The sequence below is a fragment of the Isoptericola sp. NPDC019693 genome (assembly GCF_044389085.1).
Lineage (GTDB): Bacteria > Actinomycetota > Actinomycetes > Actinomycetales > Cellulomonadaceae > Isoptericola.
This window is the reverse complement of sequence record NZ_JBIRXP010000004.1, coordinates 355227-377272: the sequence shown is the minus strand read 5'-3', so window position 1 is coordinate 377272 and position 22046 is coordinate 355227. Positions and strand designations below refer to the sequence as shown.

25 protein-coding genes are annotated in these 22046 nt (G+C 73.7%); 10 read left to right on the top strand and 15 right to left on the bottom strand.

Annotated features, from left to right (window positions below):
• Positions 1-9: 9 nt before the first annotated feature.
• From ACH436_RS14230 to ACH436_RS14220, 3 genes are read right to left on the bottom strand one after another with little or no spacing between them, the layout of a single operon-like run.
• Entirely contained in the window at positions 10-684 is a 675-nt protein-coding gene (locus ACH436_RS14230) for a DUF6226 family protein (RefSeq protein ID WP_430560848.1), read from the bottom strand.
• Positions 681-1460 (bottom strand): thioesterase family protein, encoded by a 780-nt coding sequence (locus tag ACH436_RS14225; protein WP_430560847.1) that lies wholly within the window; start codon positions 1458-1460, stop codon positions 681-683. The genes ACH436_RS14230 and ACH436_RS14225 overlap by 4 nt, the downstream gene beginning before the upstream one ends.
• Before the next feature lie 56 nt (positions 1461-1516).
• Positions 1517-2413, bottom strand: coding sequence for a helix-turn-helix domain-containing protein (locus ACH436_RS14220; RefSeq protein WP_430560846.1), 897 nt, complete (start codon positions 2411-2413; stop codon positions 1517-1519).
• A 112-nt stretch (positions 2414-2525) separates the two neighbouring features.
• Between ACH436_RS14220 and ACH436_RS14215 the strand changes: the two genes are divergently transcribed.
• Both ACH436_RS14215 and ACH436_RS14210 read left to right on the top strand, forming a co-directional pair.
• Complete coding sequence (locus ACH436_RS14215; protein WP_430560845.1) at positions 2526-3791, top strand: multidrug effflux MFS transporter; 1266 nt, start codon at positions 2526-2528, stop codon at positions 3789-3791.
• A 26-nt stretch (positions 3792-3817) separates the two neighbouring features.
• Positions 3818-4837, top strand: coding sequence for a zinc-dependent alcohol dehydrogenase family protein (locus ACH436_RS14210; protein ID WP_430560844.1), 1020 nt, complete (start codon positions 3818-3820; stop codon positions 4835-4837).
• A 7-nt stretch (positions 4838-4844) separates the two neighbouring features.
• On the opposite strand, the gene ACH436_RS14205 is transcribed toward ACH436_RS14210, so the two are convergent.
• From ACH436_RS14205 to ACH436_RS14170, 8 genes are all read right to left on the bottom strand, one after another.
• Positions 4845-5486 carry a LysE family translocator gene (locus ACH436_RS14205; RefSeq protein ID WP_430560843.1) on the bottom strand — a complete coding sequence of 214 codons (642 nt, stop codon included), beginning with the start codon at positions 5484-5486 and terminating at the stop codon, positions 4845-4847.
• A gap of 9 nt (positions 5487-5495) precedes the next feature.
• Entirely contained in the window at positions 5496-5825 is a 330-nt protein-coding gene (locus ACH436_RS14200) for a hypothetical protein (RefSeq protein WP_430560842.1), read from the bottom strand.
• A gap of 99 nt (positions 5826-5924) precedes the next feature.
• On the bottom strand, positions 5925-7097 hold the full coding sequence (locus ACH436_RS14195; RefSeq protein WP_430560841.1) for an FAD-dependent oxidoreductase: 1173 nt from the start codon (positions 7095-7097) through the stop codon (positions 5925-5927).
• Positions 7087-7323 carry a helix-turn-helix domain-containing protein gene (locus ACH436_RS14190; protein ID WP_430560840.1) on the bottom strand — a complete coding sequence of 79 codons (237 nt, stop codon included), beginning with the start codon at positions 7321-7323 and terminating at the stop codon, positions 7087-7089. Before ACH436_RS14190 ends, ACH436_RS14195 begins: the two co-directional genes overlap by 11 nt.
• Positions 7323-7802: a DUF2975 domain-containing protein gene (locus ACH436_RS14185; protein WP_430560839.1), complete on the bottom strand. Its 480-nt coding sequence runs from the start codon at positions 7800-7802 to the stop codon at positions 7323-7325. Before ACH436_RS14185 ends, ACH436_RS14190 begins: the two co-directional genes overlap by 1 nt.
• Positions 7803-7853: 51 nt before the next feature.
• Positions 7854-8519 carry a hypothetical protein gene (locus ACH436_RS14180; RefSeq protein ID WP_430560838.1) on the bottom strand — a complete coding sequence of 222 codons (666 nt, stop codon included), beginning with the start codon at positions 8517-8519 and terminating at the stop codon, positions 7854-7856.
• Between the two features lie 58 nt (positions 8520-8577).
• Positions 8578-9240 carry a hypothetical protein gene (locus ACH436_RS14175; protein ID WP_430560837.1) on the bottom strand — a complete coding sequence of 221 codons (663 nt, stop codon included), beginning with the start codon at positions 9238-9240 and terminating at the stop codon, positions 8578-8580.
• Between the two features lie 152 nt (positions 9241-9392).
• Entirely contained in the window at positions 9393-10184 is a 792-nt protein-coding gene (locus tag ACH436_RS14170; RefSeq protein WP_430560836.1) for a hypothetical protein, read from the bottom strand.
• On the opposite strand from ACH436_RS14170, the gene ACH436_RS14165 reads away from it, so the two are divergent.
• Positions 10168-11409, top strand: coding sequence for a low temperature requirement protein A (locus ACH436_RS14165; protein WP_430560835.1), 1242 nt, complete (start codon positions 10168-10170; stop codon positions 11407-11409). The two genes, ACH436_RS14170 and ACH436_RS14165, sit on opposite strands and share 17 nt — an antisense overlap.
• On the opposite strand, the gene ACH436_RS14160 is transcribed toward ACH436_RS14165, so the two are convergent.
• The gene (locus tag ACH436_RS14160; protein WP_430560834.1) at positions 11333-12181 is read right to left on the bottom strand and encodes an alpha/beta hydrolase; all 849 of its coding nucleotides are present in this window, start codon (positions 12179-12181) and stop codon (positions 11333-11335) included. The two genes, ACH436_RS14165 and ACH436_RS14160, sit on opposite strands and share 77 nt — an antisense overlap.
• An 88-nt stretch (positions 12182-12269) precedes the next feature.
• Here ACH436_RS14160 and ACH436_RS14155 point away from each other — a divergent pair, with 88 nt between their 5' ends.
• Together ACH436_RS14155 and ACH436_RS14150 are read left to right on the top strand one after the other, a co-directional pair.
• Complete coding sequence (locus ACH436_RS14155; RefSeq protein ID WP_430560833.1) at positions 12270-12893, top strand: sugar O-acetyltransferase; 624 nt, start codon at positions 12270-12272, stop codon at positions 12891-12893.
• 46 nt (positions 12894-12939) lie between these two features.
• Entirely contained in the window at positions 12940-14163 is a 1224-nt protein-coding gene (locus tag ACH436_RS14150; RefSeq protein ID WP_430560832.1) for an MFS transporter, read from the top strand.
• Here the strand turns inward: ACH436_RS14150 and ACH436_RS14145 are convergent.
• Positions 14117-14548, bottom strand: a complete 432-nt coding sequence (locus ACH436_RS14145; RefSeq protein ID WP_430560831.1) for a VOC family protein — start codon at positions 14546-14548, stop codon at positions 14117-14119. The two genes, ACH436_RS14150 and ACH436_RS14145, sit on opposite strands and share 47 nt — an antisense overlap.
• A 69-nt stretch (positions 14549-14617) precedes the next feature.
• Between ACH436_RS14145 and ACH436_RS14140 the strand changes: the two genes are divergently transcribed.
• Positions 14618-15673, top strand: a complete 1056-nt coding sequence (locus ACH436_RS14140) for a YdcF family protein (protein ID WP_430560830.1) — start codon at positions 14618-14620, stop codon at positions 15671-15673.
• 4 nt (positions 15674-15677) lie between these two features.
• Here the strand turns inward: ACH436_RS14140 and ACH436_RS14135 are convergent, their stop codons facing one another.
• A complete protein-coding gene (locus ACH436_RS14135) occupies positions 15678-17168 on the bottom strand; it encodes an MFS transporter (RefSeq protein ID WP_430560829.1) in 1491 nt (496 codons plus the stop codon).
• An 82-nt stretch (positions 17169-17250) separates the two neighbouring features.
• On the opposite strand from ACH436_RS14135, the gene ACH436_RS14130 reads away from it, so the two are divergent.
• From ACH436_RS14130 to glmS, 3 genes are all read left to right on the top strand, one after another.
• Positions 17251-17724, top strand: a complete 474-nt coding sequence (locus ACH436_RS14130) for a MarR family winged helix-turn-helix transcriptional regulator (protein ID WP_430560828.1) — start codon at positions 17251-17253, stop codon at positions 17722-17724.
• Positions 17725-17803: 79 nt separating this feature from the next.
• Positions 17804-18064, top strand: a complete 261-nt coding sequence (locus tag ACH436_RS14125; RefSeq protein WP_430549311.1) for a hypothetical protein — start codon at positions 17804-17806, stop codon at positions 18062-18064.
• 26 nt (positions 18065-18090) lie between these two features.
• A complete protein-coding gene (gene glmS / locus ACH436_RS14120; RefSeq protein WP_430560827.1) occupies positions 18091-19929 on the top strand; it encodes a glutamine--fructose-6-phosphate transaminase (isomerizing) in 1839 nt (612 codons plus the stop codon).
• A gap of 36 nt (positions 19930-19965) precedes the next feature.
• Here glmS and ACH436_RS14115 read toward each other — a convergent pair whose 3' ends face one another.
• On the bottom strand, positions 19966-20382 hold the full coding sequence (locus tag ACH436_RS14115) for a VOC family protein (RefSeq protein ID WP_430560826.1): 417 nt from the start codon (positions 20380-20382) through the stop codon (positions 19966-19968).
• Positions 20383-20633: 251 nt separating this feature from the next.
• Between ACH436_RS14115 and ACH436_RS14110 the strand changes: the two genes are divergently transcribed.
• Positions 20634-22046 (top strand): SH3 domain-containing protein (locus ACH436_RS14110; RefSeq protein WP_430560825.1); only part of this gene is annotated, 1413 nt, incomplete at its 3' end.

Sequence of the window (22046 nt, the reverse complement as noted above, 5' to 3'; positions counted from 1 at the left end):
GCCGGCCCGTCAGTCGTCCAGCCACGAGCGGCCGACGAGCGCGGTGGACGACCGGGGGAGACGCGGGGCGCCGCCGTCGGCGAGCGCGCGGCACGCTCGCATCACGGCGCTGAAGTCCGACGGCGCTCCCGTGTCCCCCTCCATGCTGCCGCCGTCGGGGTACCAGGTGGCCTTCCAGCCCTTGCCCTCCAGCAGGACGAACGGCCCGGCGACCACGCTGAGGACCTGGTCGTCGATGTTCTCGAGCAGACCCTGAGAGCCGAAGTCGCAGGCGTCGCACCCGCAGTCGGGGTGCCCGTGGTCGAGGGGATGGGAGGCGTCCTGGAGCGCCACCTGCAGAAGATCGACGGCGTCGCCGTGCTCCGTCGGGCCGGCGTCCCGCTCCAGCAGGACGAGCGGCAGCGTGCCCGGCACGGGGGAGACGATGCGCACGCCGCGGGCGAACGCGTGCCGGTCGGCCGTGACAGGCCCGAGGCGCTCGACGACGACGCCCGGGAGGGCGCCGAGCACCTCGGTCCAGGCGTGGGCGCGACCGTGCACCACCCGGTACTTGTGCAGGTCGGAGACCCGCGAGTACTCCTCGTCGCGCGGCTCGACGCCCTCGGGCCGAGGAGGGGGCCAGGACGGCAGGCCGAGACGGTCGTAGGCGTCCGCCACTCGCGCCCGCAGGACGTCGGGGCTCACGGCGCGTCGAGGGCGCGGACCACCAGCCCCTGCGCGAGCGCCCCGAACGCGCCGTGCTCGTCGTGCAGCACGCTGGACGTGAGGCCGGTGCCGGCAGCGCCGAAGACGACGGTCGTGTCGAGGCCCAGCCACTCACCCTCGGGTGCGCGGTGCAGGTGCGCCGACAGGTCCACGTTGGGGAACGCGACGCGACGCGGGTCGGCCCGCACCGTCATCCCGTTCGCGAGGTCGAGCAGCCCGACGGTGCGGGCGAGGGAGCTCACGTCCTCGTCCTCGACCAGAGCGTGCCCCGTGCGTACCCAGACCTGCCCGCGGCCCGGCGCCTCGAGGGTGCGGCGCACCTCGATCGACTCGACGAACCCGCCCGGCCAGTCCGCCGCGGGGTCCCAGACGGGGGTCGCGTCGGGTCCGGGCAGCGCCGCGGGGGCGCCTCCCGCGAGCGGGCTCGTCTCGCCGACGGCGGTGAGCCAGGCACGCAGGGTCACCACGGTGCGTCCGGCGCAGGCCACGGACGCCGCGACCAGCTCGACGCCGCGCCCCGGCCGCAGCACGCGGACGTCGGTGGTCATCTCCTCCAGGCGGTACGGGCCCCAGATGTCGAACGTCAGCCGGGTGGTGGCCAGGTCGTCGCGGCCCCGCTTCTCCCGGTCCGCCTCCACCAGGTGGGTGAGCAGCCCGAGCGTCGGGGCCACGTGCTGCTCGTCGGTCTTCCACGCCCCGCCGACATGCTCGGTGGGCTGGAACGTCGTCGCGCCGGTGCGGCGGAAGTAGGCCATGGATGTCCGTCCTTCGTGGGGAGTGACGGCCATCCTGCCAGGGGCGGGCGAGTGCGTCAGGCGAGTGGCGCGGCGATCCCCTCGGCGGGGTCGAGAGCCTGGTGGCCGGCGCCCCACGACGCGAGGAGCCGCAGGCGCTCGGCCGACGGCGAACCCGGCTCGGCCGTGTACACGAGCAGCACCTGACCGGGCTCCGCGGTGACGGCGAGCTCCTCGTAGGCGAGCGTGAGGTCGCCGACCGCGGGGTGGCGGAACCGCTTCGTGCCCGCGCCGTGGATGCGTACATCGTGGGCGGCCCACAGTGTACGAAAGGTCTCGCTGCGGGTGGAGAGCTCGCCGACGAGGTCCTGGAACGCCGTGTCGTGCGGGTTCCGCCCGGCCTCGGCGCGCATCACCGCCACGCACATCTCGGCCATGACGTCCCACTCGGGGTAGAAGTCGCGGGCCGCCGGGTCGAGGAACTGGAAGCGCGCCAGGTTGGGCGTGCGGCCGCCGTCGCCGATCACCGGCGCGTAGAACGCGCGGCCCAGGTCGTTGGTCGCGAGCAGGTTCTGCCGAGGGTCGCGCACGAAGGCGATCGCGTCGGTGATCGCCTCCAGGGCCCACTGCAGGCTCGGTCTTGGCGGGCCCGGTCTGGACACCCGGCCCCTCGACCGCCCCGACGTCGGGATGCCGTCGGCAGCACGCGCGAGGTCGAGCAGGTGCGCTCGCTCGGCGTCGTTCAGCCGCAGGGCGCGGGAGACCGCGTCGAGCACCGACGCGCTCGCGCCGGCGATGGCGCCCCTCTCCAGCTTCGCGTAGTACTCCACGCTCACCCCGGCCAGCATCGCGACCTCGCTACGGCGCAGGCCCGGGACGCGCCGGTGCGACCCGGCGGGCAGCCCCGCCGCGTCGGGCGTGAGCTTGGCGCGGCGCGACATGAGGAACTCGCGCACCTCGGCCCGGTTGTCCATGCCGCCAGGCTAGGCACGGTCGGGCCGGCCCGGCTCGGCCGAGGGGTGCCCTGTCGGTACACGGCACGCCAGTGACTCCCGCGCCGTCCCCGGACGACGCACGCTGATGGACATGCCCGCCGCCGCCCCGACCACCACCGCGCCGCAGCACCGGTTCGCCCGGACGCATCCTGCGCTGCTGCTCCTGCTCACCGTGTTCGGGCCCATCTCCATGGACCTGTACCTGCCGGCGCTGCCCGCGCTGACCGCGGACCTCGGGGCGGCGACGTCGGTCGCTCAGCTCACCGTGACCGCCTGCCTCGTGGGGCTCGCCGCCGGGCAGCTGGTCGCGGGCCCGCTGTCCGACCGGTACGGGCGGCGCGGCGTCCTGCTGGTCGGCGTCGTCGCCTACGTCGTGACGTCGGCGCTGTGCGCGCTGAGCCCCACCGTGGAGCTGCTGATCGGCGCGCGCCTCGTGCAGGGTCTCGCCGGCGGCGTCGGCATCGTCATCGCGCAGGCCGCGGGCCGCGACGTCTACGACGGCGGCGCTCTGATCCGTTTCTACGGCCGCCTCACGGTGGTCGGCGGGCTCGCGGCGATCGTCGGCCCGCTGCTGGGCGGGCAGCTGGACACCGTCACCGACTGGCGGGGCCTGTTCGTCTTCCTCGCCGCCGCAGGGGCGGTCATCCTCGTCGTGGCGCTCGTGGCCTTCCCGGAGACCCTGCCCGTCGAACGGCGCACCGCCGGGGGCTTCGCCCAGACCGGCCGCGACTTCCGGCTGCTGCTGTCCGACCGGACCTTCGTCGGCGCGATCCTGCACCAGGGGTTCATGTACGCGGCCCTGTTCGCCTACCTGTCGGGCGCCACCTTCGTGCTGCAGGGCGTCTACGGGCTGTCCCCGCAGGGGTACGCGCTCGCCTTCGGCCTCAACTCTGCCGGCTTCATGGCCTGCGGGTTCCTCGCGGGCCGCGCCGCCGAGCGCTGGAGCGTGCCCGGCACCCTCGCGGTCGGCACCGTCCTCGCGGGCGTCGGCGCCCTGGGCCTGCTGGCGTCCGGCCTGACGACGACACCGCTGTGGGTCGTCGTCGTGTCGCTGCTGGCGCTGGCGTCCGGGGTGGCCACCACCTCCCCGCCCGCGACGACCCTCGCGCTCGTCGGCTACCCGCGCCTGGCCGGCACGGCGTCGTCCCTGCTCGGCATGGTCCGGTTCGGCTTCGGCGGCGTGGCCGCCCCGCTGGTCGGCCTCGCCGGGGCGGCGACGATCCTGCCGCTGGGCCTCGTCACCGTCGTCGCCGTCGCGCTCGCGGCGGCCGCCGTCCTCGCCCTCGCCGCCCACGCCCGTGCCGCGGCCCCACCCGTCCACGTCATCGACCTCGACGCGGACCCCATCCACTCCTGAGTCACCCGAGAGAACGGAGCACCACCATGCGTGGAGTCATCCTGCACGCCCCCGGCGACGTGCGCGTCGAGGAGCGCGACGACCCGACGATCGTCGAGCCCACCGACGCGATCATCCGGGTCACCGCCACCTGCATCTGCGGGTCCGACCTGTGGCCCTACCGCGGCGTCGAGGACGTGCACGACGCACCGATGGGCCACGAGTACGTGGGCGTCGTCGAGGAGATCGGCGCCGACGTGCGGACCGTCAAGGTCGGCGACTTCGTCGTCGGGTCGTTCTGGGCGTCGGACAACACCTGCGAGATCTGCGAGTCCGGCTACCAGGCCTACTGCGTGCACCGCGTGCTCATGGGCACCCTCGGCACTCAGTCGGAGCGGGCGCGCATCCCCCTGGCCGACGGCACGCTCGTCGCCACGCCCGGGATGCCCGACGACGACCTCGTGCCGTCGCTGCTCGCCGCCTCCGACGTGCTGGGCACCGGCTGGTTCGCGGCCGTGGCCGCCGAGGCGGGCCCCGGCAAGACGGTCGCCGTGGTGGGCGACGGTGCCGTCGGACTGCTCGGCGTCCTCGCGGCGAAGCAGCTCGGCGCCGAGCGCATCATCGCGATGTCGCGGCACGCCGACCGCCAGGCGTTGGCCCGCCGGTTCGGCGCGACCGACATCGTCGAGGAGCGGGGGGACGCGGGCGTCGCCCGCATCAAGGAGCTGACCGGGGGCCTCGGGGCGCACTCCGTGATCGAGGCCGTCGGCACGCAGGAGTCGATGATGCAGGCGGTGCACTCCACCCGGCCCGGCGGCCACATGGGTTTCGTCGGCGTCTCCCACGACGTCGCGCTGCCCGGAGACGACATGTTCATGGCCGGCATCCACCTGCACGGCGGACCCGCCCCGGTGCGGCGCTTCCTGCCCGAGCTGGTGCGGCTCATCTGGGACCGCGAGATCGACCCGGGCCAGGTCTTCGACCTCACGCTGCCCCTCGAGCGGGCGGCCGAGGGGTACGCCGCGATGGACGAGCGCCGGGCGACGAAGGTGCTGCTGACCGTCTGAGCCCGGCTCAGGCCTTCGCCGGCGTGAGCGCCAGCACGCCGGCGAGGCCCAGCATCATCCCGCCGCCGGTGCCGCGGATCGCCGCCAGGCGCCGCGGCGACCGGGCGAACCATGCGCGGGCCGTCCCGGCGAGCACGGCCCAGGTGCCGTCGAGCACCAGCGCGATCAGCGTGAACTCGAGCCCCAGCACCAGCATCTGGAGCGGCACCGCCCCGGCGTGGAAGTCGACGAACTGGGGGAGCGCGGCGACGAAGAAGACGATCGTCTTGGGGTTCGTCGCGCCGACGACGAAGCCCTGCCGCAGCACCGTCCACGACGACGCGGGACGCGCCCGCGGGTCCGTCCCGACGTCGGTCCCCTCGCGCCGGTGCCGGATGGCCTGCACGCCGAGGTACGCGAGGTAGGCGGCGCCGAGCAGCTTAAGCGCGGTGAACAGCGCGATGGACTGCGCGACGAGCGAGCCCACGCCCAGCGCCACCAGGGTGACGGGGACGAGCGCGCCCAGCTCGTTGCCGAGCACGCTCAGCAGCCCGCCGCGCCGGCCGAGCGACAGCGACCGCCCGACGACGAACAGCACGCTCGGCCCCGGGATCGCGATGAGCACGACCGAGGCCAGCGCGAAGGCGACGAGCGAGTCCACTGACGGCACAGGCTCAACCTAGCCCCGTGCGGGGGTCCCGGGGACCCCGTGTCGCCCGCCGGGTGCCACGCCCACCGCCCCGTTGAGCCGCCAGAACAGCAGCCAGGACCGCGACCCGTAGCTCCGGCCCTCGAGGTACGGGTGCTCACGCGCGAGGTGCGCCCAGAGCAAGCACTCGCTGACGTTGGACGCCACCACCATGACCGGCACCACCCAGAGGGTGGGCACGACGTCGGTCGTGATCGCCGCCCACCCGATCACGACGATGAACACCATGCTGAGCACGCGCAACAGCCAGGGGCGCACCCAGAGCGGGCGCAGCAGCGACGGCAGCGTTCCGGACGCCACCCCCGAGGAGGGTCGCCGCGACGAGCACGAGGACGTCGTCCAGCTCTCCCACCACCTCGCTGTGCGGGCCTGCCCCCGTGGGCCGGCATGACCGAGAATCTACCCACGCGCAACCACGCTGTCGCCGGCGAGGGCGTCGTCGAGAGGGCGTCCGGGCGCAGGCCGCGGGTCCGGGAACGACCCGTGCCCGAACAGGATGCGCCGGGCCGCGGCACGCCCGGGCGGAGTGCGCAGCGCGGCGACGCCCGCGGCCGCGACGGCGGGCGTGCGCACCAGCGACAGGCCGCGGCGCATCGCGAGCCGCCCGCGGAACCGGGTGCGCAGGGCGGCGCCGTCGTACGCCGCGAGCGCGCGCCGGTCGCCGGTGCGCAGGGCGTGGTCGAGGACGTCCGCCGCGTGGGTCGACAGCCGCAGGCACGGGTCGAGCCCGCCCGCGGTGAGCGGTGAGACGGCGCCTGCCGCGTCGCCGACGAGGAGGCCGTGCGGGCCCGCGATCCGGCGCAGCAGCCCGCCGACGGGGATCGGCCCGGCACGCCGCTCGACGGCCTCGGGCACGGACACCCCCGCGAGGCCGGGGGCGCTCGCGGCGAACCGCCGCAGCGCGTCGCGCAGGCCGTGCGGGTACCGGGCGGGGTACCCGGCGACGCCGACGTGCGCGTGCTGCCCGTCGTCGAGCACCCAGGCGAGGTAGCCGGGCGCGAGGCGCGGGTCGAGCACGCAGTGGAAAGCCGGCACGACAGCGCGCCGCGGCACCTCGAAGACCTCCTCCGCGCCGACCAGCAGCTCGCGGTTGCGGTCGAGGCCCAGCTCGCGGGCGACGGCGGACCGGGCGCCGTCGGCCCCGACGACGAACGTGGCGTCGACGTCGACGGGCCCGTCGGGCCCGTGCAGCAGGTGCGTGTCGCCCCGCGACCCGAGGTAACGGGTGCCGAGCGCGAGCCGCACCCCCGCGACGGCGGCCCGGGCGGCGAGCTCCAGGTACAGGGGCGCCATGTCGCCCACGCGGAACTCGTCGCGCCGGCTGTCGAGGGTGACCGGGTCCCGGTGCGACGGCGGGTACAGCACCATCCGCCGGACCGGCGGCCCCAGGTGCTCGGGCGGCAGGTCGAAGTCCTCCAGCGTGCGGCGCACGAAGATCCCAGTGGTGCGCACGGTGGTGTCGAGGCGGGTGCGGCGGTCCGCGAGGACGACGTCGTGCCCCCGCCGCGCGAGCTCCGTCGCCGTCCACAGCCCGGCCAGCCCCGCGCCGACCACGAGCACGTCAGCCCTCATTGTCGGCGCTCCCGTCGGTCTCGTCGTCGACCCACTCCAGCAGGTCGCCCGGCTGGCAGCCGAGCACCCGGCACATGGCCTCGAGGGTGGCGAACCGGACGGCCTTGGCGCGCCCGTTCTTCAGGACGGCGACGTTGGCGGGCGTGAGCCCGACACGGTCGGCGAACTCGCCGACGCTCATCTTGCGGCGGGCGAGCTCGACGTCGAGGCGGACGACGATGGGCATCAGATCACCCCGTCGAGGTCGGTGCGCAGGTCGGTGGCCTGCCGCAGCAGCGCGCGCAGCACCACGACGAGGAGCCCGACGGCAGCCCCCACGAGCAGGACCAGCAGGAGCAGGGCGGCGAGCCCGGCGAGCCCCTCCGCGGCCACCAGCAGCGCGAACGCGGCGAGCACGAGCAGCCATGCGCCCGCGACGGCGGCGACGATGCCGTTCACCCAGACCAGCGCGTGGTCGGAGAAGATCCGGTCGTCGCGCACCATCGTCAGCAGCCGCCAGGTGCACACGATGACCGCCTCAACGCAGACGAGCCCGACGACGGCGAGCACCAGCAGCGGCCAGCGCAGGGGAGCGAGGTCGGGCGACTCGTCGGCCATGCGCGCGAACGCGGCGGGCAGCACGGCGACCTGGGTGGCGACGAGGGCGGCGAAGACGGCGACGAGCAGGCCGCGGAGCGGTCCGACGAGGCGCTGGGTGCGGGACATGACGCCGAGCGTGGCGCCTCACCTATCGAAAGTCAATAGATATCCATCGTGTCACGACGTCTTCGCAGAACCTTCGCGGCGAGTCTCGGCTCGATGTCGGCTTGGTTCACGACTGATCGATGCCCGACGCCCTACGACGTGGTGGTGCCACCCTTCACTCACCGGCAGTGCCTCGCCGAGGTCATCCAGATAGGCCCGTGCCAGGCGGTCGTTCTGGGCGGTGAACCGGAGCGATGCGTCAGGGTGGCTGACCATGAACTCGCGCAGTCCCTGCCTCATCTCGATCCGTAGGCGACGTCCGGACCCGGCGCCGATGCGGCGAGCGACATGGTTGTTCACGATCACCGACGTGCGACCGGCGTCCTGTCGCACTCGCGCACCGATGACAGCGGTGCGCTCGGCGTCTGAAAAGAGGACCCAGTGACGTGCACCGGTGACGACGAACGAAGCCACGGTAGTGAGAAGGAGGTAGGTAACCGCGGCGCCGAGGGCTGTCCAGCCGAGAGCTGGCCAGGCGCTCAGTTCCGGAAGGACCTGCGAAACGATCAGTGCGTCGGCGGCCCAGACGAGGAGCCCGCCGCCCGCCACCAACACCCAGAGGGCGGGCTGTCGAACGAGGTGGAACGGAACCCACCACACCAGCGCCAGCCAGGCTTCACACAGTGACGCGACGTGGACCTTCTTGGTGGCAAGCGCGGTGGCCAGGTCCGCCCTCACTGTGCGACGGGGCGTCGTTCTCGTGCGCGTCGCGGCGTTCTCACCCGGGGTCGAGGTGTCAATCCTCAACGTCGGCCCCGAGGTGTCGGTCGCGGGCCCGACGCCAGCGGGGACGCATGAACGCCACGTAGGCGCTCCAAAGCCAACCGGGCAGCCTGTCGTACAGAGCCGTTGGCACGTCGGGACGCCCGGGGCGTGCAAGGTCGAGCGCCTGGGAATAGAGGTCGGAGCCGCTGCTCCCTGGGTCGCGGGGCAGCACACCCGTCGCCGCCCACAGGCGCTCGCGGATCCATTGGCCTGCGCCATGGACCCTGAAGTTTCCGACCTGCGTCGAGTCCGCACGGTCCCGTTCGAGGAGAACAATGACCCGCCGGCCGGCATCGAGATCGTCCGAGACCTCCGACCAGTCGTCCGTCGCGCCGGTGTTGGTGGCCTCCAGGTCGTCCGAGCCCTCGTCGGAGTCGTCCGGTGAGAAACCCTCGCGCTCGTCGTCGGTGAGATGCTCCGCGATCAGGTGCACGTCGTCGATGCTCGCCTGGTACACGACGAGTGCCTCGTCGACGTACTCGTCGCAGAGGTTCGTCTCGAAGGAGCCCACGGGCATAGGTGTCGCGCCCCATGCGCCGAGGAGTGCAACGACATCCGTGATGCCCGCGGCCTCGGGTACTCCGAGCTCCTGGCGTGCCTGGGCAAGGAGTTCCGTGTAGCGGGATGAGGTCAAGATCGCTCCGCTCCTCAGCATCGCTACGTGCGGGCGTGGCCGTAGAACGAGTGCATCTTTGGGGTCCGGTTGTACGGGTGATAGTGCCACATGTACCCAGGCTTGCCGCCGCCGTGGATCTCCGGGCCGACAGGCTTCTTGCTGCCCTTGCGCTAGTCGTCGCCCTCGAACAGCCCGCCGTCGAGCAGCCAGTGGTAGCGCAGGCGCAGCGCGCGCTCGGTGCTGGCCAGCGCGGCGGCGACCACGAGCGCGACGTTGAGGGCCCCGGGGAGCCGGACCGGCGACGTGAACGTCCCGAGGTGCTCGGCGACCGGCGGGATCTGGGAGACCTGCTCGACGAGCTGCGGGACGCCGAGCACCAGTGCGACGGCGAGGACGGCCCAGGAGACGGCTCCGACGGTGCGGCTCAGCTCGGGGCGGTCGCGCTCCAGGCGGGCGCGGCGGCCCTCGGCGGAGGCGGGGTCGGGCTCGAGCTGGCGCTCGCGACCGTCGGGGGTCACGTAGTGGCAGCAGCGCAGCCCGTAGCTGCTGGCGGCCACCTGGATCGTGCCGCCTGTCACGGGGAGCTCGGCCGGGAGCTTGGACGTCGCGACGTGCACGCCGTCGCGGTAGAGCCGCGCCCGCACGTCGCCGTCGTCGGAGTCGCCCCAGAGCCGCACGTCGACGGACCACCGCTCGGGTGCGCCGCCGTCGCCCACGAGGTCCAGGTGGAAGAGCGCGCGCGACAGCGGCTGCCACCACCGGAAGCGCTTCAGGGCGTGCCCGTCCCCGGGCCTGATCCGTCGGGCGGCGCGCCGACGCCTGCGGTCCGAGAACATCCCGGCCAGCGTAGCCGGGCACCACCGGGCACCACCGGGCAGCAGCACCGGGTACGTCCGGGCGCCGCGGCTTCCGGACGGCTCGCCGGGCGCGGACGCCGGGTGCACGATGTCCCGCGTGAGCACGCCTGAGACGCCACCCCGGTCCCGCCTGGTGCGGATGGCCCCCCGCGACCCGCACGAGACCGGCCGCACGGCGAGCACGCTGGAGCTGTTCTTCGACCTCGTCTTCGTGGTCGCGGTGAGCGTCGCGTCCGTGCAGCTGCACCACGCGCTCACGGAGGGGCACGTCCTCGACGGCCTCGTCTCGTACGGCGTCGTGTTCTTCGCGATCTGGTGGGCGTGGATGAACTTCACCTGGTTCGCCACGTCGTTCGACACCGACGACTGGCTCTACCGGGTGCTCACGGTGGCGCAGATGGCCGGCGTGCTCGTGTTCGCCGCCGGCATCGAGGCGGTGTTCACCGAGCGGGACTTCACCGTGGTCGTCCTCGGCTACGTCGTCATGCGGGTGGCGATGATCGCGCAGTGGCTGCGCGCGTCGCGCGACGAGGGCCCGGCCCGGGCGGCGACCCGTGCGTACGCCGCGGGGATCGCCGTCGTCCAGGTGTGCTGGCTGGGCATGCTCCTGCTGCCCGAGTCCCTGCAGCTGCCGGTGTGGGTCGTCCTCGCCGCGGCGGAGCTCGCGGTCCCCGTCGTCGCGGAGACCCGCGGGCGCACCCCCTGGCACCCGCACCACATCACCGAGCGGTACGGGCTGTTCACCCTGATCCTGCTCGGCGAGAGCCTGCTCGCGTCGTCGAACGCGATCATCGAGGCGCTGCACGACGACCAGGACCTCGGGTCGCTGATCTCCGTCGCCGTGCTGACCGTCGTCGTGACGGCCGCGCTGTGGTGGATCTACTTCTGGCCGCCGCACCACCGTGCCCTGGACGGCAGGCTGAGCCGCTCGCTGCGCTACGGCTACGCCCACTACTTCGTCTTCGCCGCCGCGGGCGCGTTCTCCGCGGGCATCGAGGTGGAGATCGACGCGCTCACCGGGCACACCGCGCTGTCCGACGTCGGGGCGTCGTTCACCGTCACGATCCCCATCGCCGTCTTCGTGCTGGGCGTGTGGTGGATCGCGATCCGGGACGTCGCCGACCGCGTCGTCAACACGGTGCTCCCGGTGGGCGCGCTCCTGGTGCTGTGCGACCCGGTGATCCCGGTGCCCGTCACGCTCACCGCCGTGATCATGGTGGCGATCGTCGTGGTGCTGGTGCTGCACCCGCCGCTCAGCGCGACGCGACCTCCGCGAGCAGGTCGGCGGCACGGGCCGGGTGCACCAGCCATCCCAGGTGGCTCGAGCTGAGGTCGCGCACGTCGTACGGGTTGCTGGGGGTCAGCGCGTCGCCTTCGCGGATCAGCCGGTCCTGCATGGCGAGCGGCATGCTCGCGTCGTGGGTGAGCCGCACGAAGGTGCGCGGCACGGTGCCCCACGTGGCGGCCTGCGCCCGGTCGTCCGAGGTGCCGACGTCGAGGTTCTCGTCGGGCTGGAAGCTGTTGAGGAAGGTGCGGAACTCGTCGTCGGAGCCGTCGGCGAGGAACGCGGCCTTGAGGCCGGCGAGCACGTCCGGGTCGGCGGTACGGAAGTTGCAGCGCAGCAGGCCGATGTCGGCGGGGTTCGCCGCCGCGGCGCCGGCGACCGCCGCCGGGTCGAAGGACGCCATCTCCGGCTCGGCGTAGTAGTCGCCGACGTCGAGGTCCACCGGTGCCCATGCCGCCACGTACACGAGGCGGTCGACGAGGTCGGGCCGCGCGTTCGCCACCGCGGTCACGGTGGCGCCGCCGCGACTGTGGCCGACCAGGACCACGGGGCCGTGCTCCCGCACCCGCTCGAGCACCTCGATCACGTGCGCCGCGTTGTCCGCGAGCGTCACGCCCTTGATCGACCCGGGCGCCGTGGCGAGCGCGGCCGGGTCCTGCGGCGCCTGGTAGGCGGCGGGGAACGTGGCCGCGAAGCCGTGCCCGGGGAGGTCGACGGCGAGCGAACGGAGGCCGCGCAGCGCGAGCTCCGCCTGCAACGGTGCGAACGAGAACGAGTTGGCGAAGGCGCCGTGGACCAGCACGACCGTGGGAGACATGGGCCGAACCTAGCGGCCCGGGACCGGGAGAGCAGGCACGACCCACTCGATGCGTACGACCGTACACATGGCCGGTACGCTCGTCGTCATGACCACGGACCACTTCGCCGGCGACCCGCGCACGAACCACGAGCGGATGCTCGCGGGCGACCTGTACATCGCGGACGACCCGGAGATCGAGCGCCGCGCCCAGCGCGCCGCACGCCTGCAGGACGAGTACGCGCGCACGGCGCCGCGGGACCCGGCGGGCGCCCGCCCCCTGCTCGAGGAGCTCCTCGGCACCCTGGGCGAGGACGCCGTGATCCGGCCGCCGCTGTTCGTCGACTACGGCGAGAACCTGCACGTCGGGCCGCGGACGTTCGTCAACTACCACCTCACCGCGCTGGACGTCGCGCCGATCGTCATCGGCGCGGACTGCCAGATCGGGCCGAACGTCCAGCTCCTCACCCCGACCCACCCCGTCGAGCCCACCCCGCGGCGCGACAAGCTCGAGGCCGCGCGGCCCATCACGCTGGGCGACAACGTGTGGCTCGGCGGCGGCGTCATCGTCTGCCCCGGCGTGACCATCGGCGACAACTCCGTCGTCGGCGCCGGGTCCGTGGTCACCCGAGACATCCCCGCGAACGTCGTCGCGGTAGGCAACCCCGCCCGCGTGGTGCGCGGCATCGCGGAGGACGACGGCGCCGCGGACCAGGGCCAGAGGGGCGCCTGAGCCCCGGGGTCGAATCGATACGAGAATCGCGGATACGATCGTCCGCATGCCCGACCAGCTCCGCCGCCGCCTGTCGCTGTTCTCGCTGACCCTGCTGGTGGGGCTCGGCATGTCGTCGTGGATCACCCGCACGCCCGACGTGCGGGACGCGCTCGGCGCGTCCACCGCCGGGATGGGGCTGGTCCTCTTCGGGCTCTCGGTCGGCTCGATGACGGGCGTGCTGTCGGCGGGCCCGATCGTGCGCCGCCGGGGCGCCCGCCCCGTGATCCTGGTCGGCTCCCTGCTGGTGGTGGCCGGGGTCGCGGTCATCGGCCTGGCCGCGTCCGCAGGGCTCGCGGCGGGGGCGTTCGCCGGGCTGCTGCTCGTCGGCCTCGGCGGTGGCCTCGGCGAGATCGGCCTCAACATCGAGGGCGCGGCCGTCGAGGTCGAGACCGGGCAGCAGGTGCTGCCCGCCCTGCACGGCAGCTTCAGCCTCGGCACCGTCGTCGGCGCCCTGGTGGGCATCGCGCTCACGGCGCTCGACTTCCCCGTCGTGTGGCACCTGCTCGCGATGGCGGCCGTCATGGCCGCGTTGATCGCCTGGGCGATGCCCGGGATCCCGGCGGGCACGGGCCGCCGGGAGCGGGTGGCCCGCGAGACGGGCGAGGCCGGCGCCCCGCACGAGCGGCGCCCCAGCGTGTGGCGCGACGGCCGCCTGGTGCTCATCGGCGTCGTCGTGCTCGCGATGGCCTTCGCCGAGGGCGCCGCGAACGACTGGCTGCCCCTGCTCATGGTCGACGGCCACGGGATGTCGGCCACGCACGGCTCGCTCGTCTACGCCGGCTTCGCCGCGGCGATGACGGTGGGCCGGTTCGCCGGCGGGCCGGTGGTCGAGCGGTTCGGCCGCGCCGCGGTGCTGTCCGTGAGCGCGGTGTGCGCGATCGCCGGCATCCTCGCCGTGGTCTTCGCGCCGAGCCCGGTCGTGGCCGGGATCGCGGTGGCGCTGTGGGGGCTGGGCGCCTCGCTCGGGTTCCCGGTCGCGATCTCCGCGGCGGGCGACGACCCGGAGCGCGGCGGCGAGCGGGTGAGCGCCGTCGCCACGAGCGGGTACCTCGCGTTCCTCGTCGGCCCGCCGCTGCTCGGCTTCCTCGGCGAGCACCTGGGGCTGCGGCTCGCGATGCTGGCCGTCGTCGTGCTGCTCGTGGTGGCGGTCTTCGCGGCCCGCGCGGCGGCGCCCCGGCCGCTCAGCCTTCCGGAGCGGCCAGCACCGCAGCCCGCTCGGCGTCGCTGAGCAGGATGCAGAACTCGTTGCCCTCCGGGTCGGCGAGCACCACCCAGCCGCCCCGGCCGTCCGGCCTGCGGAGGTCGGCCACCTGCGTGGCGCCGAGCGCGAGCAGGCGCTCCACCTCCTGCGCCTGCGTGCGGTCCGTGGGGCGCAGGTCGAGGTGCCCGCGGTTCTTCACCGTCTTCGGCTCCGGCACCTCGATGAACAGCAGGCGCCCGTGGCTCTCCGCCGGTGCGTCGTGGCCGGGGGGCGGCACGATCATGCACTCCTCGTGGCCGGGCAGGTTCGGGTCGCCCGGCACGTCGACGTAGCCGAGCACCTGCTTCCACCACTCGGACTGGGCGTAGGCGTCGCGGGCGTCGAACGTCGTGTGCGAGATGCGTGAGGTCATGCCCGCATCGCACCACGTCGGCGCCCGCCGGTCCCGGCATTTACCCCGGCGCCCACCTATCCTGCGGGCGTGAGTCCCGAGGTCAACGCCACCGTCTCGTCCGTCGTCGTCTCCGCGGTGACCTGCGGGCTGTGGGCGACCTGGCTGGCGCACTCGCTGCGGGTGGACCGCCGCCGCCTGCGCAACGGGTTCCTCGCGCTCGCCGTCGTCTACACCGCGGTGGGCCTGCTCGGGCAGCTCGTCGCGCTGGTGCCCGGCGGCACGACCGCCATGGGGTGGCTCAGCCTCCTCCTGTTCGGCGTCCTCGGCCTCGGCCTGCTCGCGCTGCCCGTGTTCCTCGTGGCCAACGGGTTGACGATGGTGCGCCGCGAGCGCCGCAGCCTCGCCAACCTGCTGTCCCTGCTGGTCGGGGCGGCCATGCTCGCGGCGCCGTTCGTCGTCGCCGCGCCCGTGCTGCTGCGGGCGCCGTGGGCGGTGGGGCTGGTCGTGGGGCTGGCGCTGGGCACGGCCTGGCTCGGGTTCGTGTTCCTCGGCTTCGTGACCCAGACGCTCCTGTACCGGCGGTACGCCGCCCGGGTGCCCGCCCGCGGCGTCATCGTGCTGGGCTCCAAGGTCGTGGGCGGGCGGGTGCCGCCGCTGCTCGCGTCCCGCCTCGCGGCGGGGCAGGCCGCCGCCGAGCGGCTGGGCTCCGGCGGCGTCCCGGTGCCGATCGTCCCGTCCGGCGGCCAGGGCGCGGACGAGGAGCGGCCGGAGGGCGTCGTGATGGGGGAGTGGCTCGTTGAGCGCGGCGTGCCCGCCGGCCGGGTGCTCGTGGAGGACCGGGCGCGCACCACCCGCGAGAACCTCACCCTCGGCGTCGCCGTGCTGCGGGAGCACGGCACCGACGGGCCGTACCTCGTCGCGACGAACGACTACCACGCGCCGCGCGCCGCCCTGGAGGCGATGGACCTGGGCCTCGACGTGCACGCGGTGGGCGCCCCGACGGCGGGCTACTTCTTCCCCAGCGCGTACCTGCGCGAGTTCGTCGCGGTGCTGCGCCGCCGCCCCGCGGTGCACGTCGTGGCGGCGGCGGGCATCGCCCTCGTGGTGGTGCTGGTGACCTGGCTCGCGGTCGCCGGGCTGTAGCGGGTCAGCCGACCAGCGCGGGCTCGTCGTCGGCGTCGGGGACGGACGCCAGGTGCCGGCCGCCCTCCTGCTCGGCCCGCTGCCGCGGGATGCAGAGCACGATCGCCGCGCCCACGGCGGCGGCGGCCGCTCCGATGACGAAGCAGAGCTGGAAGGCGCCGCCCGTGGGGATCGCGGGGGTGCCCGGGGCCAGGACGGTGGTCCGGCTGGTGAGCACGATCGTCATGACCGCTCCGGCCACGGTGGTGCCCATGGACCGCATCAGGCTGTTGAGCCCGACGCTCGCCGCGGACTCCGCAGCGGGCACGTTGGTGAGGATCAGCGTGGGCATCGCGGCGTAGCCGATGCCGACGCCCGCCGAGGCCACGCAGGAGGCGAGCATGAGCTGCCACGGCGCATCCATGAGGAAGACGGCGACGACGTAGCCGAGCGCCAGGACACCGGCCCCGACCGCCATCGTCGTGCGCCCGCCGAGGCGGGTGAGCATCCGCGACGAGACGGGCGTGAATAGCATCATCATGAGACCGGCGGGGGCCATCCACAGGCCGGCCTGCAGGATCGTCTGGCCCAGCCCGTAGCCGGTGGCCTCGGGCAGCTGGAGCAGCTGGGGCACCACGATCGACTGCGCCATCATGCCGAAGCCGATGAGGACCGCGGCGAGGTTGGTGAGCAGCACGGGCTTGCGGGCGCTGGTGCGCAGGTCGACCAGCGGGTCGTCGTGACGCAGCTCGTACCAGCCCCACAGCAGCAGGACGACGACGCCGCCCACGATCATGCCGAGGGTGCTCGCGGCGTCCCAGCCCCAGTCGTTGCCCTTGGAGACGCCGACCAGCACGCCGACGAGGCCGAGCGCCAGCCCGAGCGCACCGACGACGTCGAGCCGGCCGGGGTGGGCGTCCTTGACGTGCGGCACCACGGCGAGGGTCCCGATCGTCATGAGGACCGCGAGGACGGCCGACACCCAGAAGAGGACGTGCCAGTCGAAGTCCTGCGCGATCCAGGCGGCGAGCGGCAGCCCGAGCGCCCCGCCGACGCCGAGGGTGGCGCTGATGCCGGCGACCGCCGTGTTGCGCAGGTGCGGCGGCGCGATCTCACGCACCATGCTGATCGCGACCGGGATGTAGCCCATCGCCACGCCCTGGAGCACCCGGCCGACGATCATCGGGCCGACGGAGTCGGAGACCGCGCAGACCAGCGAGCCGACGACGAGGATCCCCGCGGAGACCGCGAGGACCGGCTTCTTGCCGTACAGGTCGGCGAGGCGGCCGGTGACCGGCATCGCCACCGCGCCGCCGAGCAGCGTGGCCGTGACGATCCAGGACGCGTTGCTCGCGGTCGTGCCGAGCAGCTCGGGCAGCTCGCTCTGGATCGGGATGACGAGGGACTGCATGAGGGCCGCGCACAGGCTGCTGAAGCCTGCCACCAGGATCACGATCAGGGCGCGGGCGTTCGACGACGTCACCGGTGGGGAGTCGGGGGAGGGGGAAGGAGTCACGGCACACCTCAAATGTGTAACTTACATAAGAACGTGTGTATGCTACCTACATATTTGCTCCCGTCAACCCCGGAGGACTCCGATGCCTACCGAGACGCCGTCGTCCGGCAGCCCTGACCCGAGCCCGCGCGCCGCGGACCTGACCCCCGAGCGTCGTGTCGCGGGCCTCCTCTTCCGGCTCGACCTCCATCGCCGGCTGGCCGAGCACCGCAGCCCGCTCGGCACGGCGGACGGGCGCCTGCTGTGGCTGCTGTCCGACGGTCGGCCGCGCACGCTGCGGGAGATCGCCGAGGCGCTCCGCCTGGAGCAGTCCACCGTGAACCGCCAGGTCAACGGGGCGCTCGCGGCAGGGCTGCTGCACCGGTTCACCGAGCCCGGCCGGCCCGCCCGCCTGCACGCGCCGACGGAGGAGGGGGTCGCCCTCTTCGAGCGGGCCACGGACCAGGCGCTCGCCGCCTACGGCGACGGGCTGGCCGCGCTCGGCGACGACGCCGGGATGTTCCTCGACCTCCTGGACCGTTTCGCGGCGGCGTACGGCGGTGCCGTGCGCGAGTAGCCGCGCCGCCATCTCCCTAATCCTGCCCGAATTCGGGCAAGGTCTGGCATGTCGGTGCCGAGAGGCGCATGATGTCCCGGTGACCGACGCCGATCTCGTCGCCCGCATCGCGACCTCCACGGGGCTCTCCCCGGCGGAGGCGGAGCGGGTCGTCGAGGACGTCCTCGCCTGGTACCGCGAACCGGTGGAGGAGTACGTGCGTCGCCGCCACGCGTCGCTGCGCACCTACGGGCGCCGCAACGAGGAGATCTACGCGCAGATCGCCGCCGAGCTCCGCGAGCGCCTCGTGGCAGCCCCGGAGCTCAGCGAGCGCCAGGTCCGTCGCACCATCTACGGCTGAACATCAACGGCTAGGAGCAACCACCCATGTGCGGAATCGTCGGCTACGTCGGCCCCCAGCAGGCAGCGCCCGTGCTCGTCGAAGGGCTGACCCGCCTGGAGTACCGCGGCTACGACTCGGCGGGCATCGCCGTGCTCAACCCGCGCTCGAGCGCGCACCCGTCGCGCGTCGTGCGGGCCAAGGGCCGCGTGCGCGACCTCGAGGCCGCCCTGCCTGCTCGCCTCGCCGGCACCGTCGGCATCGGGCACACGCGCTGGGCGACGCACGGCGAGCCCAGCGAGCGCAACGCGCACCCGCACACCTCGTTCGACGGTCGCGTGCACGTGGTGCACAACGGCATCATCGACAACTTCCACGTGCTGCGCTCGCGGCTCACCGCCGAAGGCGTGGAGCTCACCTCCGACACCGACACCGAGGTCGTGGCGCACCTCGTGGCGCGCGAGCTCGCCGCCGGGCAGGGCTTCGAGGACGCCGTGCGCGCGGCCGTCGGGCAGATCGACGGCACGTACGCCCTCGCGGTGACCGACGTGCAGAACCCGGACCGCATCGTCGTGGCGCGCAACGGCTCCCCGCTGCTGCTCGGTGTCGGCGACGGGGAGATGTTCGTGGCGTCCGACGCCGCGGCGATCGTGCGCCACACGAGCCAGGTGGTGCTGCTCGACGACGGCGACTTCGCCTCCGTGACGGCCGACGGGTTCCGCACCTTCACGAACGACGACGAGCACACGGCGCGCGCCGCCGTCACGATCGACCTCACCGTCGAGGAGCTGGAGCTGGGCGGCCACGCCCACTTCATGCACAAGGAGATCCACGAGCAGCCGGAGACGGTGGAGCGGATGCTGTCTGGTCGCCTCGACGACCGGTTCGGCACCGCCAAGCTCGACGGCCTCAACCTGGACCCGCGCCAGCTGCGCCGGTTCGCCCGGGTGAAGATCCTCGGCTGCGGCTCCGCGTACTACGTGGGCCAGCTCGGCGCGTCGATGATCGAGGACCTCGCGCGCATCCCGGCCGACGCCGAGCCCGCCAGCGAGTTCCGGTACCGCAACCCGATCATCGAGCCCAGCACCCTGTACGTGGTGGTGAGCCAGTCCGGCGAGACGGCGGACACGCTCTTCGCCGTCCGCGAGGTGCAGCGCAAGGGCGGCACCGTCGTCGGGCTGGTCAACGCCGTCGGGTCGTCCATCGCCCGCGAGGTGGACGGCGGCATCTACCTGCACGCCGGCCCCGAGGTGGCGGTCGCGTCGACCAAGGCGCTCACGCACATGGGTGTCGGGTTCGCCCTGCTCGCGCTCGCCCTGGGCCGGGTGCGCGACCTGTCCTTCGCGGACGGCAAGCGCATCATCGCCGGCCTGCGCGCGATCCCCGGCCAGATCGCGCAGATCCTCGGCGACGAGGAGGACCTCGCCAGCGCGGCGAAGGTGCTGTCCGAGGCGCCGAGCCTGTTCTTCATCGGGCGCGTCCGGGGCTACCCGGTGGCGCGCGAGGGCGCGCAGAAGTTCAAGGAGATCACCTACCGGCACGCCGAGGCGTACCCGACGAGCGAGCTCAAGCACGGCCCGCTGGCGCTCATCAGCCCCGAGCTGCCGACGGTCGCGATCATGCCCGCCGACGACCTGATCGAGCGCAACATCACCGCCGCGCAGGAGATCCGCGCCCGCGGCGGCGCCGTCGTCGCGATCACGCACCCGGGCGTCGAGCTCGGTGACGCCGCGACGGCGCGCATCGAGGTGCCGCGCAACGAGGTGGAGCTGGACCCGATCCTGCTGACCATCCCCACCCAGCTGCTCGGCTACCACGCGGCCGTCGCCCTCGGCGAGGACGTCGACCGGCCGCGCAACCTCGCCAAGTCCGTCACCGTCGAGTGACGGCCGCGGGGGTGGTGCGGCGGCCCGCGGCGGAGGTCAGGACCCGACCTCGTCGAGGAGCTGCCGCACCCCCTCGCCGTCCATGAGGCCGATGACGTTGCCCGCCGGGTCGGTGAACCAGGCCCCGTCGCCGCCCTCCATGAAGCCGCGGGCGACGCCCTTCTCGTCCTGGTCGAAGCCGTCGTAGCGCTCGAGCGTCACGCCCTTCGCGACGAGGTCGTCCACCACAGGGTCGACGTCGTCCACCGCCAGGTGGAAGACGGTGAACGCGGCGGGCGTGTGGTCCTCCTTGGGGTACACGAACACCGGGGCGCCGGCGCCGAGGTGCACCACCAGTCCCATGCCCTCGTCGAGGGTCGTGACGCGGAGCCCGAGGGTGTCCGCGTAGAAGCTGCGTGCCGCGTCGAGGTCGTCCACCGAGAAGCTGGAGAACCCGCGCCGAGTCGTGTCCATCGCCGATCCACTCCCTTGTGCCGCCGGTCCCCGGGCGTGGGGAGCCGCCACGGGGTTGCCGGGTCCCTCCAGGATCCGCCCGCCGCACGGCCCACGCCGCCGCCCGGCGGGCGGGCGGCGGGTGAAGTTCCGCGGGACCGCGGGCCGGTCCCGATGTTCGCCGCGCGCAACGAACCGATGCGATCTACCTTTTCCTCGACGCTGTCAATCCGACACGTCGGAAGTGATCGGATTGGTGCCAGGGGGCGCGCATGAAGACCTCGATCGTCCGCCAGCGCCTCGGCGCGATCCTCGTCGGGGCGGTGACCGCGTTCGCCGCGGCCGTCACCCCCGTCCTCGTGGCACCTCCTGCGGGTGCCGCGACCGGCGTCGTGGCGCCGCTGCCGTCGCGCACCTACTCGCTGTCGTCCTACTACGGGCCCCGCTGCATGCCGGTCACCGGAGCGTCGACGTGGCACCTCGGCCAGGACCTGGGCGCGGGCCGCGGGGTCCGGGTCAACGCGATCGCGGACGGCGTCGTGCTGCGGGCCGGTGCGATCAGCGGCTTCGGGCAGTGGGTGGTGCTGCGGCACACGATCGGCGGCCGCACGGTGTCCTCCCTGTACGGGCACGTGATCGACGGCGACCGGTACGTCCGCGTCGGGCAGAAGGTCCGGGCGGGGCAGCGGATCGCCGACGTCGGGTCCAGCGGCACGTCCACCGGCCCGCACCTGCACCTGGAGGTGTTCTCGGGCGCGTACGGCTCCGGCGCCACCAACGTCGACCCGCTGGCCTACCTCAAGGGGCGCGGCGTCGACCTCACCAAGACCGCGACCCGCGTCGCCGTCCGCAGCGTGCCGTCGTCGTGCACCTACTACGCGACCAGCAACGTGAACCTCCGGTCGGGGCCGTCGACCTCCAGCCCGGTGCTCGCGGTGGTGCCGCGCGCGGGGACGCTGAAGGCGAAGCCGGGCGCCGGCTCGGGCTCCTGGCGGCAGGTGACCTACGGGTCGCGCACCGGGTGGGTGACGGCGGCGTACGTGAGCCCCCGCAAGCCGTCGGGCTCGTCCCCGGGCACGACGACGGGCTCCACCGCTCCGGCGCCGGCACCGTCGAAGGTGTCGTACGTGACCGTGTCGTCGCTGAACCTGCGGGCGAAGGCGTCGACGTCGTCGGCGGTGGTGGCGCGGCTGGCGAAGGGGACGAAGGTGACGCACCTGGCGGCGGCGTCGAAGGGCTGGGTGAAGGTCAAGGCGGGGACGCGGACGGGGTTCGTGTCCACGGCGTACCTGTCGGCGTCCAAGCCCGCGTCGTCCACGGCGAAGCCGGCACCGGCACCGGCTCCGGCTCCGGCGCCGGCGAAGGTGTCGTACGTGACCGTGTCGTCGTTGAACCTGCGGGCGAAGGCGTCGACGTCGTCGGCGGTGGTGGCGCGGCTGGCGAAGGGCACGAAGGTGACGCACGTGGGTGGGGCGTCGAAGGGCTGGCAGAAGGTGAAGGTCGGGACCCGGACGGGGTTCGTGTCCACGTCCTACCTGTCGGCGTCCAAGCCCGCGTCGTCCACGGCGAAGCCGGCTCCGGCTCCGGCACCGGCGAAGGTGTCGTACGTGACCGTGTCGTCGTTGAACCTGCGGGCGAAGGCGTCGACGTCGTCGGCGGTGGTGGCGCGGCTGGCGAAGGGCACG